Origin of the sequence: Pseudomonas brassicacearum subsp. neoaurantiaca, from assembly GCF_013608025.1 — a bacterium.
Taxonomy (GTDB): Bacteria; Pseudomonadota; Gammaproteobacteria; order Pseudomonadales; family Pseudomonadaceae; genus Aquipseudomonas.
This window is the reverse complement of sequence record NZ_VDLV01000052.1, coordinates 64609-81342: the sequence shown is the minus strand read 5'-3', so window position 1 is coordinate 81342 and position 16734 is coordinate 64609. Positions and strand designations below refer to the sequence as shown.

Below are 16734 nucleotides of genomic sequence, written 5' to 3'. Positions count from 1 at the left end.
CCGGGCGACGCTGTCACCTCGGGATTAAGCCAGGATTGCGTCAAAGCAAGAAACTCAAGCCCACGCTGAACAGCAAAGCGGCGAACAGCCGTTTGAGCAAGCGTGGCGACAGGCGATGGGCCAGTCGCGCACCGACGCGGGCGAAGACCATGCTCGTCAGGGCTATGCCCAGCAGGGCCGGCAAATATACAAAACCGAGACTATGGGGCGGCAACAGCGGATCGTGCCAGCCGAGAATCATGAAACTCAGCGCACTGACCAGCGCGATCGGCAGCCCGCAGGCCGAGGAAGTCGCCACCGCTTGTTGCATCGGTACGCTGCGCCAGGTCAGGAATGGCACGGTCAGCGAACCGCCACCAATGCCGAAAATCGCCGAGGCCCAGCCAACGACCGTGCCGGCCAGGGTCAACCCGACTTTGCCCGGTACCGTGCGGCTGGCCTTGGGCTTGAAGTCCAGGGCCAGTTGCGCAGCGACGATCATGGCGAACACGCCGATGATCTTTTGCAGGTGCGGGCCGGAAATGGCTTCGGCGGTGAGCGCGCCGAAACCGGCGCCGATCAGGATTCCGACGGTCATCCAGGCAAAGATCAGCCAGCGCACCGCGCCTTTGCGGTGATGTTCGCGCACGGCGTTGACCGACGTGAAGATTATCGATGCCAGGGATGTACCGACAGCCAGGTGTGTCAACACCTGCGGATCGAAACCCTGCAAGGTGAAACTGAACACCAGCACCGGGACGATGATCATTCCGCCCCCCACGCCGAACAGCCCGGCCAGCACGCCGGCGCAGGCGCCGAGCAGCAGATAGAGCAAAAATTCCACTAGCGTCGCCTCGACCATCGCAAATAAGAGCGGCATGGTAACGGATCGGGGGGCTTGGCCTCTACTGAAGGCGATGGATGCGTCAGTAATGTATGGGTAGAGTGACCCATAGCTGACTTGCGCAGAATCTCTGTGGCGAGGGGATAAATCCCCTCGCCACAAAAACGCTGCTCGGTTTTATTCCTATAACAGGACAACCTGATGTGCCTCATCGTATTCGCCTGGCGACCCGGCCACGCCCAGCCGCTGATCGTGGCGGCCAACCGCGACGAGTTCTATGCGCGCCCGACGCTGCCCCTGGCGCAGTGGCCTGACGCGCCGCATGTGCATGCCGGTCGCGACCTGGAGGCTGGTGGCACCTGGCTCGGTATTGGCGCCGACGGTCGCTTTGCGGCCCTGACCAACATTCGCGACCCTGGCCAACTGCCGGCCTTCAAGTCGCGCGGCGAACTGGTGGCGCGATTCCTGACCGCAAACCTGTCGATTGCCGACTATCTGAGTGAAGTGGTGCCACGTGCCGGCGAGTACGGTGGCTTCAACCTGCTGCTCGGCGACGGTACGGAGCTTTGGCACTACAACGCCCGCGATACCCGGCCGCAGCAGTTGGCGGAAGGGGTCTACGGCTTGTCCAACGCCGGGCTGAACACGCCATGGCCTAAATTGCTCAAGGCTCGAACGGCGTTGAGCGAAGTACTGGACGATCCGCAGCCCCAGGCGTTGCTGGCGCTGTTGAACGACCCGCAACCTGCGCCGGTGGCTGAGCTGCCGGATACGGGTGTGGGGCTGGCGACGGAAATGTTGCTTTCGAGTGTGTTCATTGCCAGCCCCGCCTATGGGACGCGGGCGAGTACGGCGCTGATTGTCCATGCCGATGGGAGGCGGCATATCGTCGAGCACAGTTTCGGGCCCCATGGTGGGCATTTGGGGGAGGTGGAGCTGCTCGTTTAATGCCGACGATAACCCGTGGCGAGGGAGCTTGCTCCCGCTGGGCTACGAAGTAGCCCCAAAGCTTTTGGGCGGGCTTCGCCCGCCAGCGGGAGCAAGCTCCCTCGCCACAAATGCTCGCCGCAGGATTTAGAGGGTCTTGCTCGAAGCCGGATTGATCATCCGCGCCAACCCGAGGTTCTTCAGCGCCAACTGCAAGGAGCTATGAATCACCTGCGGATTGTCGATGGTCATCAGCTCCGCCAGCAGTTCCTGGGCCTTGCTGAGGTTGATCTGGCGCAGCATCCATTTCACTTTCGGCAAGTTGGTGGCGTTCATCGACAGGCTGTCGAAACCCATCGCCATCAACAGCACTGCCGCCGCCGGGTCACCGGCCATTTCGCCGCAGATGCTCACCGGCTTGCCTTCGGCATGGGCGTCACGCACCACGGTCTGCAAGGCTTGCAGCACCGCCGGGTGGAGGTAATCGTAGAGATCGGCCACCCGTGGGTTGTTGCGGTCCACGGCCAGCAAGTACTGCGTCAGGTCGTTGGAACCTACCGAGAGGAAGTCTACCTGCCGCGCCAGTTCCTTGGTCTGGTACACCGCTGCCGGGATTTCGATCATCACCCCGACTGGCGGCATCGGCACGTCGGTGCCTTCGTCGCGTACTTCGCCCCAGGCCCGGTGGATCAAGTGCAAGGCTTCTTCCAGTTCATGGGTGCCGGAAATCATCGGCAACAGGATGCGCAGGTTATTCAAGCCTTCGCTGGCCTTGAGCATGGCGCGGGCCTGGACCAGGAAGATCTCTGGATGGTCGAGGGTCACGCGAATGCCGCGCCAGCCGAGGAAGGGGTTGTCTTCCTTGATCGGGAAATAGGACAGGGACTTGTCGCCGCCGATGTCCAGGCTGCGCATGGTCACGGGCTGCGGATGGAACGCAGCCAGTTGCTCGCGGTAGATCGCCAACTGTTCCTTTTCGCTGGGGAAGCGCTGGTTGATCATGAACGGCACTTCGGTGCGGTAAAGGCCTACGCCTTCCGCACCACGCTTCTGCGCCCGCGCCACGTCGGCCAGCAGGCCGGTGTTGACCCACAATGGCATGCGGTGGCCATCGAGGGTCACGCACGGCAGGTCCCGTAGCGCATCCAGTCCCAGGGACAGTTGCTTTTCTTCCTCCACCACATCGGCAAACTGCTTGCGCAGCACGTCGCTGGGGTTGGTGTAGACCTCGCCGTGGTAGCCATCGACGATCATCTGGATGCCGTCGACCTTGGAGTACGGCAGGTCCACCAGGCCCATCACCGTCGGGATGCCCATGGCCCGGGCCAGGATCGCCACGTGGGAGTTGCCCGAGCCCAATACCGAGACCAGCCCCGCCAGCTTGCCTTCGGGCACTTCGCCGAGCATGGCCGGGGTCAGCTCTTCGCTGACCAGGATGGTGTTGTCGGGGTAGACCAGGGTCTGCTGGCGCTCTTGCTGCAAGTAGGCCAGCAGCCGGCGGCCAAGGTCCTTGACGTCCGAGGCGCGCTCACGCAGGTAGGCGTCGTCCATCAATTCGAAACGGTTGACGTGGTCGGTCACCACCTGGCGCAGCGCGCCCTGGGCCCATTGGCCGGTCTTGATGACCGTGGTGACTTCGCTGCCTAGCGACGCATCGTCGAGCATCATCAGATAAACGTCGAACAGCGCTCGTTCTTCCGGGCGCAATTGCGTCGCCAGCTTCGCCGACAAGGCGCGCATGTCGGCCCGCACGCCTTCGATGGCGGTCTTGAACAACCCCAGCTCGGCGTCGATGTCGCTGATGGCCTTGTCCGGCACCACGTCGAGGTCGGCGGGCGGCAACATGACCACCGCCGTGCCCACCGCCGCGCCCGGCGAACCCGGCACACCGACGAACTTGGCTTCCTGGATGCCCTTGCCCTGGCGACCCAGGCCGCTGATCGAGCCAGTGGCTTCGGCGTGGGCGATAACCCCTGCCAGCTGTGCGCTCATGGTGACGAGGAAGGCTTCTTCGCCTTCGTCGAACTGACGGCGCTCTTTTTGCTGGATGACCAACACGCCGACGACGCGGCGGTGGTGGATGATCGGTGCGCCGAGGAACGACGCGTAGCGTTCTTCCCCCGTTTCGGCAAAGTAGCGGTAGCGCGGGTGATCCGCGGCGTTTTCGAGGTTCAGGGGTTCTTCGCGCGTGCCGACCAGGCCGACCAGACCTTCATTGGGGGCCATGCTGACTTTGCCGATGGAGCGCTTGTTCAAGCCCTCGGTGGCCATCAGCACGAAACGGTTGGTCTCGGGATCAAGCAGGTAGACCGAGCAGACCTGGCTGCCCATGGCCTCTTTGACGCGCAACACAATAATCCCCAACGCCGCCTTGAGATCCTTGGCGGAGTTAACTTCCTGGACGATCTTGCGCAGCGTATTGAGCATGGCTCGGGGTCGAACTCCGTCGTCAGTCGCGCGTCAGCAGGCGCGGGGCAAGCTCTTTAAGGGCGCGTCGATAAACCTCGCGCTTGAATGTCACCACCTGGCCCAACGGATACCAATAGCTGACCCAGCGCCAGCCATCGAATTCCGGTTTACCGGTCAAATCCATCCGCACCCGCTGCTCGTTGGAGATCAGGCGCAGGAGAAACCATTTCTGCTTCTGGCCGATGCACAGCGGCTGGCTGTGCGTCCTGACCAGGCGTTGCGGCAAACGATAGCGCAACCAGCCCCGGGTGCAGGCGAGTATTTCGACATCTTCTCGCTCCAGCCCGACTTCTTCATTCAACTCGCGGTACAAGGCTTCTTCCGGCGTCTCCTGGGGATTGATCCCACCCTGGGGAAACTGCCAGGCGTCTTGATTGATACGGCGTGCCCATAGCACCTGCCCAGCATCATTCGTAAGAATGATCCCCACATTGGGACGGAAACCATCGGGATCGATCACGGCAACAACCTCGTAAACGCATGTCGCCGCATTGTTCCACAAAGGTTGTGAAAGCAGCAACGAGCGTCCCTAGCTTATGTGCACTCTTGTGAAAAGTCCGTATTCTGGACGCCTTTCTTCAGAATTTTCAGCGAGTAACTGCAATGCGGCTGGCTTTATTCGACTTGGATAACACGCTGTTGGGTGGCGACAGCGATCACGCCTGGGGCGATTACCTGTGTGAACGCGGGTTCCTTGACGCCGTTACGTACAAGGCGCGTAACGACGAGTTCTACCAGGATTACCTGGCTGGCAAGCTCGACAACGCCGAGTACTTGAACTTCTGCCTGGAAATCCTCGGCCGCACCGAGATGGAAGTGCTGGCGCAGTGGCATCTGGACTACATGCGCGACTGCATCGAGCCGATCGTGTTGCCCCAAGCCATCGAACTGTTGAAAAAGCACCGCGACGCTGGCGACAAACTGGTGATCATCACTGCCACCAACCGCTTCGTCACCGCGCCGATTGCTGAACGCCTGGGGGTCGAAACCCTGATCGCCACCGAATGCGAAATGATCGATGGGCGCTACAGCGGGCGCAGCACCGACATCCCGTGTTTCCGCGAGGGCAAGGTGACCCGGCTGAACCGTTGGCTGGAAGAGACCGGCTATTCGCTGGAAGATAGCTACTTCTATAGCGACTCGATGAATGACCTGCCGCTGTTGGAGGCAGTGACGCATCCGGTGGCGGTGGATCCGGACCCGAACCTTCGGGCCGAGGCTCTGAAGCGAGGTTGGCCGGTAATCAGCCTGCGGGACTGAGTGCTTCGACGCCCACCGCAGATCGTCCGGTGGGCTGGCCTCAAGCGGGCTTGGCCACCATCAGATAGAAAATCGCCATGAATGCCAGGAACGCTGGCCAGCCCAGCGCGAACCACCAGCGCATGTAGGTGGCAGCCTTGATCGGCATGGGCGTGCCGTCCCGCAAGGCTTGCTCGGCCATTCTGTGTACGCGGATCTGCAACCAGACCACCGGCAGCCAACAGGCGCCCGCCAGGCAATAAAGGCCGACGCTCCACATCAACCAGCTCTGTTGCAATGGCCAGCCGGCAATGTGCACCAGGGCCAGCCCGCTCAGCGGCTGGAACACGGCGGTCGTGGCGGTGAACGCCCAATCGGCGAAGACCAGATGCTTGAAGGTGACGGCAATGACTTCAAGCTTGCCGCTGCGCCAGGCTCGAAGCGCGTAGTAGGCAGACCCGGCGCCCAGGCCGAACAGGACGGTCGAAGACAGGATGTGCAGGGTTTTCAGTAGCAGGTAGAGGCTCATTTGCGGGGTTCAGTCCAAAGCAGCCATAAAGTCGCGACTATCAATACCAGGTTCTTGGCGACCGCCGCGTAAGGATCGAACCAATAATGCGGCAGGACGAAACTGATGCACAGCGTGTAGCCGAGCATCAGCGCCAACTGCAGCCGCAATGCCTGGCGTCGCCAACGCTGGAGCAACATGCCCACGCCTAGTATTCCGTCACACAGCGCACCACTGATGACCGCAAGTTCTGCCCAGGCACCGTGCACACCGGCTTCGGCCATGATGCGCAAGCCCCACTCGTAGCCGGGGCCGAGGCACACTACGGCGGTACCCAGCCAGATGAGTGCCAGTACGACGAGCATCAATGGACGAATGGCCCGAAGGCTGCTTTGAGCGACCGTAGGCCATTCATTCAGGCGGGCTTGCACCGGGGCGGCGCGATAACCGCAGACTGAAGCGAGTACCGCAGGGTCAGCCAGATTGTCCCGTTGCGCCAGCACCACGCTTTGCCGGTTCAAGGCGCGCCAGCCGAATCGGTCCCCCAATCGGCTGCCCACCTGGGTCAGCAAGGCCGGTGCTTTCAAGTAGCGCGCGGGCGGCCAGCCTTGGGCGGCTCGCAAACGGTCGATAAGCTGCGCCAGGGTCATCGGCTCTGGCCCCACCAATGGCAACACCACCGACTCGGTTGGCCAGTGCCGCAGCAGGGCGAGGACTGCGCCGGCCAAGTCATCGATGTGCACGGGTTGGATGCGGGCCTTCAGATCCAGCAAGGGGATCACCGGCCAAGGCGAAAGTCCCATCAGCCAGCCGCTGCTCGCGCCGCCCGGTCCCAGCACCAGCGAGGGCCGCAGCACAACGGAAACGTTGTTCAAACCGGACAAGTATTCGTCTGCCATGCCTTTGCTGCTCAGGAAGGGCACGTCCGATTGAGCGCTCGCTCCCAGCGCGGAGATCTGCAGAACCGGTACGCCCCGGCGTGCGGCCTGGTCGAATAGCGTTCGGGCGCCGTAATCCTGGACCAGGCTCAACGCTTGAGTATCGACGCTTAGCAGGCCGGCAGCGTTGATCAGCAAGTCGATGTCGTCAGGGAAAGAAAAATGCCCGGGGTCGTTCGCCAGCAAGCCGAGATCCAGCGCCAGCCATTCGACTCCGGGCCAGCTCGACGCCTGTGCTTGGCGACTTGTTGCGATGATCGAGTGGCCGGCGCCGTGCAGCGCTCGCAGCAGATTGCTGCCGATAAAGCCGCTGCCACCCACCAACAGAATCTTCATGGCGATCCTTGTCGCTTAGATCGGCTTGGCGCCCATCAAGGCAGCGATGGACAGAAAACCGATCCCGCTGATGATCGCCAGCACCCAAGTGAATTTGCCGCCACCGCCGCTGGCCGTTCGCTGACGATTGAGCCGTGCCAACAGCCAGAAAACGCTGAGCGCCGCCACGGTATAGATAACGCTGGAGCCCAGCAGCCAGCTTTGTCCCAGCGGCCAGCCCACCAGATGAACCAGCCACCAGCCGGTGAACGGCATGCTCAGCATGCAGAGCAGCATCACGCCCCACGCGAACAGCCATGGGCGCCGCAGCGTGCAGGCCGGCCCCTCGCTGCGTTTACGCCAGGCCAGGGTGGCCAGGCTCACACCGCAAGCCAGCAGAATGACCGTGGCTGCGACGTGCAGCACTTTCAAGGTCAGCAGAGTTTCCATGGGTTTTTCCTTGAGCCGATGTCCTTGAGCCGATGCCTTGAGCGTAGCCCCTCAGCCAAGAAACAGCTGGTACGCGGGGTTGTCGCTCTCATCCCAGTACGGATAGCCGATTTCTTCCAGGGCAGCCGGCACCAGGTGGCGCTCATCGTGGGGCACTTGCAGTCCGGCGACGACACGGCCATCCGCCGCGCCATGGTTGCGGTAGTGGAACATCGAGATATTCCAACGACCGCCCAGCTTGTTGAGGAAGTTGAACAGCGCCCCCGGACGCTCCGGGAACTCGAAACGCAGGACCACTTCGTCGATGACATGGGCCGCGTGGCCGCCGACCATGTGGCGGATGTGCAACTTGGCCAGTTCGTTGTCGGTCAGGTCCAGCACCGGGAAACCCTGCTCGGTCAGGCTGGCGATCAGCTTGCTGCGCGGGTCGTTTTCCGGATGGGTCTGCACGCCAACGAAGATGTGCGCTTCGCTGCCGGTGTTGTAGCGGTAGTTGAATTCGGTGATCTGGCGTTTGCCGATGGCTTCGCAGAAGGCCTTGAAGCTGCCCGGTTTCTCGGGGATGGTCACCGCGATGATCGCTTCGCGGCCTTCACCCAGTTCTGCGCGCTCGGCCACGTGGCGCAGGCGGTCGAAATTGACGTTGGCGCCGGAATCGATGGCTACCAGGGTCTGGCCGCTGATTGCGCGCGTCTCGACGTATTTCTTGATCCCGGCAACGCCCAAGGCGCCGGCAGGTTCGGTGATCGAGCGGGTATCGTCGTAGATATCCTTGATCGCGGCGCAGATTTCGTCGGTGCTGACGGTGATGACTTCATCCACGTAATGCTTGCAGATATCAAAGGTGTGCTGACCGATCTGCGCCACGGCCACGCCATCGGCAAACAGGCCCACGGTCGGCAACACCACACGCTCGCCAGCGGCCATGGCCGCTTGCAAGCAGTTGGAATCGTCCGGTTCGACGCCGATGATCTTGATCTCCGGACGCAGGTATTTCACGTAGGCCGCGATCCCTGCGATCAGCCCGCCACCGCCCACCGGGACGAAAATCGCATCGAGGCGCCCCGGGTGCTGGCGCAGGATTTCCATCGCCACCGTGCCCTGCCCGGCAATGGTGTGAGGGTCGTCGTACGGGTGGATATAGACGTAGCCTTTTTCGTCGACCAGCTTCAGCGAATAGGCCAGTGCCTCAGGGAACGAGTCGCCATGCAGCACGACTTTGCCGCCACGGGAACGCACGCCTTCGACCTTGATTTCCGGCGTGGTCTTGGGCATGACGATGGTGGCTTTCACCCCCAGTACCTTGGCGGCCAGCGCGAGGCCCTGGGCATGGTTGCCGGCCGATGCCGTGACCACGCCGCGGGCGCGCTCTTCGTCGCTGAGCTGGGTCAGCTTGTTGTAGGCCCCGCGAATCTTGAACGAGAACACCGGTTGCAAATCTTCGCGCTTGAGCCAGACCTCGTTGCCCAGCCGCTCGGAGAGCTGGCGAGCGGTCTGCAGCGGGGTTTCCACGGCAACGTCGTAAACGCGCGAGGTGAGGATCTTTTTGACGTACTGTTCAAGCATCGGAAGCATCACTGAGCGGGTTGGGCAGGGCCAAGGAGTCTAACCCGGCTTTTGGCCGGGCGACCACACGAATTAAGGCACTTTGAGCGCAGAAATCCCCATGGCGAGGGAGCTTGCTCCCGTTGGGTCGCGCAGCGGCCCCCTTCGATATGCGGTAGGCATCAATTACGACTGCTTCGCAGCCGAGCGGGAGCAAGCTCCCTCGCCACACTGGATCGGTGCCAATCAGGCAATGACCAGGCCTCTTTCGGCGCCTATAATGCCGGCCTTTCGTTCCCTCTCGGCACCTTCGGAGCCCGCATGACCCAGGATCAACTCAAACAGGCCGTGGCCCAGGCCGCTGTCGACCTCATCCTCCCGAAACTGGATGACAAGAGCATCGTCGGGGTCGGCACCGGCTCTACCGCCAATTGCTTCATCGACGCGCTGGCGCAGCACAAGGGTGCATTCGATGGCGCGGTCGCCAGCTCCGAAGCCACCGCCGCGCGCCTCAAGGGCCACGGCATCCCGGTGTACGAGCTCAACACCGTGAGCGACCTGGAGTTCTACATCGATGGCGCCGACGAAAGCGACGCGCACCTGAACTTGATCAAGGGCGGTGGCGCAGCGTTGACCCGCGAGAAAATCGTCGCGGCCGTCGCCAAGACGTTCATCTGCATTGCCGATGCCAGCAAGTTGGTGCCGGTGCTCGGCGCGTTCCCGTTGCCGGTGGAGGTCATCCCGATGGCTCGCAGCCACGTGGCACGCCAGTTGGTGAAGTTGGGCGGCGACCCGGTGTATCGCGAGGGCGTGTTGACCGACAACGGCAACATCATCCTCGATGTGCACAACCTGCAGATCACCAACCCGGTGGAGCTGGAAAGCCAGATCAACGCGATTGTCGGCGTGGTCACGAACGGCTTGTTCGCTGCCCGTCCGGCCGATGTGCTGTTGCTGGGGACGGCGGACGGGGTGAAGACCCTGCGGGCGGAATAAACCTGGCTGATTCAACACCAAACCCTGTGGGAGCGAGCTTGCTCGCGATAATGGTCTATCCGACACATCGATGTTGGCTGACACACCGCCATCGCGAGCAAGCTCGCTCCCACATTGGTTTTTGTGTTGAGTCAGGAGTGGTTCAAGGCTCTGGCTTCTTGAACACGTAGAACAGATTCGGTTCGCTCACCACGTACAGGTTGCCATCGTCGTCCATGGCCAGGCCTTCGGCCTGCGGTACGTTTTTTTCCAGTCCATGGCGACCCTTGTTCAACGACAGCGTGCTCAGCGGTCGTCCGTCGATATCCAGCTCAATGATCAATCGCGACTCATCGGACAGGGCCAGCAAATGGCCGCTGCGTTCGTCGTATTGCAGGCTTGAGAGATCGCGGACAAACAATCCGGCGTCGCGCTTGGGGTTGTTGATCACATGAACTGCGTAGGATTTTTCCGGGTTGTGGTGAGGAAAACCGTGCACTTCGTAGATCAGCATCGGGTCGCGCTCCTTGGCAACGAACAGGCGCTTGCCGATCGAGTCGTAGGCCAACCCTTCGAAACCTTTGTTGCCGTTCATGTGTACGCCAAGCGTCATTTGCTCGGCGTCGGCCGCGTCGAGGAACCGGGTGTCTTCTTCCAGATGGATTTTGATCAGTCGTTGTTGGCGTTCGTCGGTGATGACATAGATGTTCTCACTGATGAACTCCACCGCTTCCGGGTCGCCGAAGCCGATCAGGGCGATGCGTCGCAGGATCTTGCCGTCCAGCGACAACTCGATCAGTTCGGCATTCTGATTGGTCACGGTGAACAAGCTCTTGCGGATCGGATCGAACGTCAGCGCCGACACATCATCGTCGAGGCCTTCGATGACCTGGGCTTGTACCGCGACCTGATATTTATCCAGGGCAATGGCCTGCTCGCCAACGGTATGCCACAGGGTATTGATGTTGAACCAGGCGCGCTCGAACAGGCGCAGGTACTGTCCTGCTGCGATCAGCAGCACCAGGACGACCGTCAATGACAGGAAAATCAGGGGTTTGGGGCGGGCGAGTCGACGCATGTGGGGTGGGCTCGGATAAGAACAGGTGGCTGGAAATACCACGACTGCCTGAACTGAAGCTTAATGGCTGTGTGCCACACCCTACAACGAAGGAAGATTTGTCCTGCAGAGTTCGCGCCGTCAGCGTGTTTTTTCAAAACGATAGAACAGGTTGGGTTCGCTGACCATGTAAAGATTGCCTGCTTCATCGACGGTGACACCTTCGGCGCGCGGGATCGTGTCTTTCAGGCCGTTGAAGCCGCCCAGCAGCGTCATGAAGCTGACCTGATCACCTTTTTCATCCAGTTCCAGCAGCAGATGGGAGTCGGCGGACAATACCAGCATATGACCGGTGCGAGGATCGACCGCCAGGGCCGAGAGGTTGCGCAGGTCCAGCTCGTTGCTTACATGGATCTGCTTGTCGCCCTTGAGCGATTGGCTGCCATCGCTTTTCCAAGTGAACAGGGCGGGTGGGCGCTCTTCACCCAGCACCAGTTGCTGGTTACGGGGATCCCAGACGACTGCCTCGAATCCTTTGTTCTGATTCTTAGACGGACCAAGGTCGTATTTGGGAAAGTCCTTGCTGTCCAGCGTTTGCGTTTGGGCATCGACCTGCACGATCGACAGGCTGTGATCTCGCTCGTCAGTAATGGCCAGCAGGCCATTTTCCATATAGGCCACGCCTTCCGGATTACTCCAGCCTACCAACGGCATCTTGCGCAGTACGTCGCCTTGCAGGCTCAGTTCCACCAGGAACGGGTTCTTGCCCATGACCGCAAACAGGGTTTTGGTTTGCGGGTTGTAGGTGATGTCCGAGGCTTCGTCTTTTTCCATGCCAGGCAGGGGTTTGGCGTCGATCACGGCGCGGTAATCCGGTAGCCAGACACTCTCCTGGCGCTGCGCCGGGCTTTCGAAGCGTTCGGACACCCAGAGCAGGCCCCGGTCATCCCAGTGCATTGCGAATGCCAGCCCGTAGGCAGCGACGGCGGCTAGCAACAGCCAGGCATACCAAGGCAAGCCAAAGCGAGCGCGTCGGGCGGAAGTGGGCAGGGTTTGGGTTTTGGCCATCGGGGATGCGTTCCAGAAATTCGCACGAGGGATTGGCAGGCTCAGATGCCGCGATCCCCGGAATTATCCGGATGGCATGTGAAAAAAACGGTAAATGCCGTAGGTAACTTTCCACATTGTGGGAGCGAGCCTGCTCGCGAAAGCGGTGTGTCAGTCAACATTGATCTGTCGAACAGATTGCTTTCGCGAGCAGGCTCGCTCCCACAGTGGTAGGACTTTTATTTAGCGAACGCTGCTCTCGAAGCGGCTTGCCCCCGGCAACTCCAGGACCAGCTCATCGCCCGCATTCAGCGGCCCGACGCCCGCCGGGGTGCCGGTGAGAATCACGTCGCCAGCCTGCAGCGAGAAGCAGCCGGCCATGTATTGGATCATCGGCACGATGGGGTTGAGCATCAGGTTGCTGTTGCCGTCCTGGCGCACTTCACCATTGATGGTCAGGCGAACAGGGATGTCCGCCAGATCGGCAAAGGTGTCTTTTGAAACAAACGGGGCGATCACCGCTGCACCGTCGAAAGACTTGGCGACTTCCCACGGCAAGCCCTTGGCCTTGAGTTCGGCCTGCTTGTCCCGCAGGGTCAGGTCCAAGGCCGGGGCGAAGCCGGAGATGGCGTCCAGCACTTCTTCAGCGCTGGGCTTGGTGGACAACGGCTTGCCGATCAGCACTGCGATTTCCGCCTCGTAGTGCACCGCGCCGCGGTCTGCCGGGATGCTGAAGCCACCCTCCAGCGGCACCACGCAACTGCCCGGCTTGATGAACAGCAAGGGTTCGGTGGGCACCGGGTTATCCAGTTCCTTTGCATGTTCGGCGTAGTTACGCCCAATACAGACTACTTTTCCCACCGGGAAATGAATGCGCGTACCGTCGACATACTGGTGCTGATAGCTCATTTACCGACTCCTGCCTTTCCGATTTCAGGTGTTTTATTGGTCAAACCGCGAAAATCTTGCCCGGGTTCATGATCCCGTTCGGGTCGAACACCGCCTTCACGGCTTTCATGTATTCGATCTCTACTGGCGAACGACTATAGGTCAGGTAATCGCGCTTGGTCATGCCCACGCCATGTTCCGCGGAAATCGAACCGTTGTATTTCTCGACGGTTTCGAACACCCATTTGTTCACGGTCGCGCACTTGGCGAAGAATTCATCCTTGCTCAGGTTTTCCGGCTTGAGGATGTTCAGGTGCAGGTTGCCGTCACCAATATGGCCGAACCAGACGATTTCGAAGTCTGGATAATGTTCGCCGACGATCGCGTCGATTTCCCGCAGGAAGCCCGGTACTTTCGAAACGGTCACCGAAATGTCGTTCTTGTACGGCGTCCAGTGCGAGATGGTTTCGGAGATGTACTCGCGCAGCTTCCACAGGTTCTGCAGTTGGGTTTCGCTCTGGCTCATCACGCCGTCCAGCACCCAGCCCTGCTCTACGCAGTGTTCGAAGGTTTCCAGGGCGTGGTTGGCGACTTCTTCGGTGGTGGCTTCGAATTCCAGCAGGGCGTAGAACGGGCAGTCGGTTTCGAACGGAGCGGGAACGTCGCCACGACCGAGGACCTTGGCCAGGGCCTTGTCGGAGAAAAATTCGAAGGCGGTCAAGTCGAGCTTGCCTTGGAAGGCATGCAGTACCGGCATGATCGAGTCGAAGTCCGGGGTGCCGAGCACCATGGCGGTGAGGTTCTTCGGGGCACGGTCCAGGCGCATGGTGGCCTCGACCACGAAGCCAAGGGTGCCTTCGGCGCCGATGAACAATTGCCGCAAATCGTAGCCGGTGGCGTTCTTGATCAGGTCCTTGTTGAGTTCCAGCAGGTCACCCTTGCCGGTGACGACCTTCATGCCCGCCACCCAGTTGCGAGTCATGCCGTAACGAATGACCTTGATCCCGCCGGCATTGGTGCCGATGTTGCCGCCAATCTGGCTGGAACCGGCGGAAGCGAAGTCCACCGGGTAGTACAGCCCGTGCTCTTCGGCCTTGTTTTGCAATTGCTCGGTCACCACGCCCGGCTGGCACACGGCGGTACGGTCGGTGAGGTTCACGTCGAGCACCTGGTTCATGTAGTCGAATGACACGACCACTTCGCCATTCGCCGCCACGGCTGCCGCCGAAAGCCCGGTACGCCCGCCCGATGGCACCAGCGCGACCTTGTGCGCATTGGCCCAGCGCACGATGGCCTGGACTTGTTCGGTGGTCTTGGGAAAAACGATGGCGGTCGGCGCGGGCGCGTAATGCTTGGTCCAATCCTTGCCATAAGCATTCAGGGAGTCGGCATCGGTCAGGACCTTGCCAGGCTCAACCAGGGTCTTCAGCTCATCTATCACGGCAGGATTGGTCATCGACAGAACTCTCGAACAATTCATGGTCATCCTGAGAACGCTTCACGTCGCAGGAATGGGTGTTTGCGGGGGGCATATGCTAGCATACCGACCCCGCAGCGTAGTGCCCAACGGCTGTTCTGCGGCGACGGCTGTCACGCCGGTCGGGCCAGCCCAGGCTGTCCGATTCCCTGCCATTTTTCTCCGGGACACAGGTTTACGCAGATGAGCAAGACTTCTCTCGATAAGAGCAAGATCAAGTTCCTTCTTCTCGAAGGCGTCCACCAATCGGCTGTCGACGTCCTCAAGTCGGCGGGCTACACCAGCATCGAGTACATCACCAGTTCTCTGCCGGAAGCCCAGCTCAAGGAAAAGATCGCCGATGCTCACTTCATCGGTATTCGCTCCCGTACCCAACTGACCGAAGAGATCTTCGACCACGCCAAGAAACTGGTCGCGGTCGGCTGCTTCTGCATCGGCACCAACCAGGTTGACCTCAACGCAGCTCGCGAGCGCGGCATCGCGGTGTTCAACGCACCGTACTCCAACACCCGTTCCGTTGCCGAACTGGTGTTGGCCGAAGCGATCCTGCTGCTGCGCGGCATCCCTGAGAAAAACGCTTCCTGCCACCGTGGCGGCTGGATCAAGAGCGCGGCCAACTCCTTCGAAATCCGCGGCAAGAAGCTGGGCATCGTCGGCTACGGCTCGATCGGCACCCAACTGTCCGTATTGGCTGAAGGCCTTGGCATGCAAGTGTTCTTCTATGACACCGTGACCAAGCTGCCATTGGGCAACGCCACCCAGGTCAACGACCTGCACGAGTTGCTGGGCATGTCCGACATCGTCACCCTGCATGTGCCGGAAACCCCGGCCACCCAGTGGATGATCGGCGAGAAGGAAATCCGCGCCATCAAGAAAGGCGGGATCCTGATCAATGCCGCTCGCGGCACCGTAGTCAAGCTCGACGCCCTGGCCGAAGCGATCAAGGACAAGCACCTGATCGGCGCCGCCATCGACGTGTTCCCGGTGGAGCCACGCTCCAACGACGACATCTTCGAGAGCCCGTTGCGTGGCCTGGACAATGTGATCCTGACCCCGCATATCGGCGGCTCCACCGCTGAAGCCCAGGCCAACATCGGCCTGGAAGTGGCGGAAAAACTGGTCAAGTACAGCGACAACGGTACCTCGGTATCGTCGGTGAACTTCCCGGAAGTGGCCCTGCCGGCCCACCCTGGCAAGCATCGCCTGCTGCACATCCACGAGAACATCCCGGGTGTGATGAGCGAGATCAACAAGGTCTTCGCGGAAAACGGCATCAACATTTCCGGTCAGTTCCTGCAGACCAACGAGAAAGTCGGCTACGTCGTGATCGACGTCGATGCCGAGTACTCGGATCTGGCGCAAGAGAAGCTGCAACACATCAACGGCACCATTCGTTGCCGCGTGTTGTTCTGATCAGATTGGGCTTGCAATAAAAAACGGGAGCCCCGAATGGGGCTCCCGTTTTTTTGCCTGACACAACCTTGTTCTGTGGGAGCGAGCCTGCTCGCGAAAGCGGTCTGTCAGACGCATTTGTACTGACTGATACGCCGCCTTCGCGAGCAGGCTCGCTCCCACAGGGGGACAGCATTTTTGTGTTATTTCACGTTCACCGTGATCTTCTCGGACACGATCGATGGATCGAACGGCATATGGCCGCTGTCGCCCAGGATCAACTGCAAGGTGTGCTTGCCCGGCGCCAGTTTGATCGTGGCCTCGGTTTGCGCCTTGCCGAAGTGCATGTGGTTGGCGTCGGTCGGAATCGGCGCGCCTGCAGCCGGCAGTTTGTCCACATCGATGAGCAGGTGATGATGGCCGGTGTTTTTGGTCGTGTCGCCCGCCGGGGCCAGGGCGATATCCTTGACGCCGAACTTGACCTTGAACTCTTGGCTGACGGTGGCGCCGTCTTCAGGGGAAACGATGAACACTTCTGCGCCCTTGGGTGCCGGGGTTGCGGCTGTCGCCAGCATCGAGGCTCCCAGCAACAGACCGGTCAACGCGGCACGAGACATAAAGCTTTTCATTTTTTTCTCCAGTTTTTCCATGAAATCCGTCTGGTCATGACAACTTCATGACCAA

16 protein-coding genes are annotated in these 16734 nt (G+C 60.8%); 4 read left to right on the top strand and 12 right to left on the bottom strand.

The genetic code is table 11. The features are described from left to right. Positions 1-40: 40 nt before the first annotated feature. The gene (locus FHK92_RS23790) at positions 41-823 is read right to left on the bottom strand and encodes a sulfite exporter TauE/SafE family protein (RefSeq protein ID WP_181290304.1); all 783 of its coding nucleotides are present in this window, start codon (positions 821-823) and stop codon (positions 41-43) included. Between the two features lie 201 nt (positions 824-1024). Between FHK92_RS23790 and FHK92_RS23785 the strand changes: the two genes are divergently transcribed. Next, positions 1025-1771: an NRDE family protein gene (locus FHK92_RS23785; protein WP_181290270.1), complete on the top strand. Its 747-nt coding sequence runs from the start codon at positions 1025-1027 to the stop codon at positions 1769-1771. Between the two features lie 126 nt (positions 1772-1897). On the opposite strand, the gene ptsP is transcribed toward FHK92_RS23785, so the two are convergent. Together ptsP and FHK92_RS23775 are read right to left on the bottom strand one after the other, a co-directional pair. After that, complete coding sequence (ptsP, locus tag FHK92_RS23780; protein WP_030140531.1) at positions 1898-4177, bottom strand: phosphoenolpyruvate--protein phosphotransferase; 2280 nt, start codon at positions 4175-4177, stop codon at positions 1898-1900. 22 nt (positions 4178-4199) lie between these two features. Continuing rightward, on the bottom strand, positions 4200-4679 hold the full coding sequence (locus FHK92_RS23775; protein ID WP_003186867.1) for an RNA pyrophosphohydrolase: 480 nt from the start codon (positions 4677-4679) through the stop codon (positions 4200-4202). A 143-nt stretch (positions 4680-4822) separates the two neighbouring features. Here FHK92_RS23775 and FHK92_RS23770 point away from each other — a divergent pair, with 143 nt between their 5' ends. Next, positions 4823-5479 carry a histidinol-phosphatase gene (locus FHK92_RS23770; RefSeq protein WP_181290269.1) on the top strand — a complete coding sequence of 219 codons (657 nt, stop codon included), beginning with the start codon at positions 4823-4825 and terminating at the stop codon, positions 5477-5479. Positions 5480-5519: 40 nt separating this feature from the next. Here FHK92_RS23770 and FHK92_RS23765 read toward each other — a convergent pair whose 3' ends face one another. Genes FHK92_RS23765 through ilvA form a run of 4 tightly spaced genes read right to left on the bottom strand, consistent with a single transcriptional unit; the run spans position 5520 to position 9235 of the window. Further along, on the bottom strand, positions 5520-5987 hold the full coding sequence (locus FHK92_RS23765) for a DUF2269 family protein (protein WP_181290268.1): 468 nt from the start codon (positions 5985-5987) through the stop codon (positions 5520-5522). Further along, positions 5984-7240, bottom strand: coding sequence for an SDR family oxidoreductase (locus FHK92_RS23760; RefSeq protein ID WP_181290267.1), 1257 nt, complete (start codon positions 7238-7240; stop codon positions 5984-5986). Before FHK92_RS23760 ends, FHK92_RS23765 begins: the two co-directional genes overlap by 4 nt. Positions 7241-7255: 15 nt before the next feature. Beyond that, complete coding sequence (locus FHK92_RS23755) at positions 7256-7669, bottom strand: DUF2269 family protein (protein WP_181290266.1); 414 nt, start codon at positions 7667-7669, stop codon at positions 7256-7258. Between the two features lie 51 nt (positions 7670-7720). Further along, complete coding sequence (gene ilvA, locus FHK92_RS23750) at positions 7721-9235, bottom strand: threonine ammonia-lyase, biosynthetic (protein ID WP_181290265.1); 1515 nt, start codon at positions 9233-9235, stop codon at positions 7721-7723. Positions 9236-9535: 300 nt separating this feature from the next. Here ilvA and rpiA point away from each other — a divergent pair, with 300 nt between their 5' ends. Continuing rightward, positions 9536-10210: a ribose-5-phosphate isomerase RpiA gene (gene rpiA / locus FHK92_RS23745; protein WP_181290264.1), complete on the top strand. Its 675-nt coding sequence runs from the start codon at positions 9536-9538 to the stop codon at positions 10208-10210. Between the two features lie 142 nt (positions 10211-10352). On the opposite strand, the gene FHK92_RS23740 is transcribed toward rpiA, so the two are convergent. From FHK92_RS23740 to FHK92_RS23725, 4 genes are all read right to left on the bottom strand, one after another. Beyond that, a complete protein-coding gene (locus FHK92_RS23740) occupies positions 10353-11267 on the bottom strand; it encodes an SdiA-regulated domain-containing protein (RefSeq protein ID WP_181290263.1) in 915 nt (304 codons plus the stop codon). A gap of 120 nt (positions 11268-11387) precedes the next feature. Further along, positions 11388-12314 (bottom strand): SdiA-regulated domain-containing protein, encoded by a 927-nt coding sequence (locus FHK92_RS23735; protein ID WP_181290262.1) that lies wholly within the window; start codon positions 12312-12314, stop codon positions 11388-11390. Positions 12315-12536: 222 nt separating this feature from the next. Then, on the bottom strand, positions 12537-13202 hold the full coding sequence (locus FHK92_RS23730; RefSeq protein ID WP_181290261.1) for a fumarylacetoacetate hydrolase family protein: 666 nt from the start codon (positions 13200-13202) through the stop codon (positions 12537-12539). 40 nt (positions 13203-13242) lie between these two features. Then, a complete protein-coding gene (locus FHK92_RS23725; RefSeq protein ID WP_181290260.1) occupies positions 13243-14637 on the bottom strand; it encodes an FAD-binding oxidoreductase in 1395 nt (464 codons plus the stop codon). 204 nt (positions 14638-14841) lie between these two features. On the opposite strand from FHK92_RS23725, the gene serA reads away from it, so the two are divergent. Beyond that, on the top strand, positions 14842-16071 hold the full coding sequence (serA, locus tag FHK92_RS23720) for a phosphoglycerate dehydrogenase (RefSeq protein ID WP_039592617.1): 1230 nt from the start codon (positions 14842-14844) through the stop codon (positions 16069-16071). Between the two features lie 182 nt (positions 16072-16253). Here the strand turns inward: serA and FHK92_RS23715 are convergent, their stop codons facing one another. After that, positions 16254-16679: a DUF4399 domain-containing protein gene (locus tag FHK92_RS23715; RefSeq protein ID WP_181290259.1), complete on the bottom strand. Its 426-nt coding sequence runs from the start codon at positions 16677-16679 to the stop codon at positions 16254-16256. Positions 16680-16734: the final 55 nt, after the last annotated feature.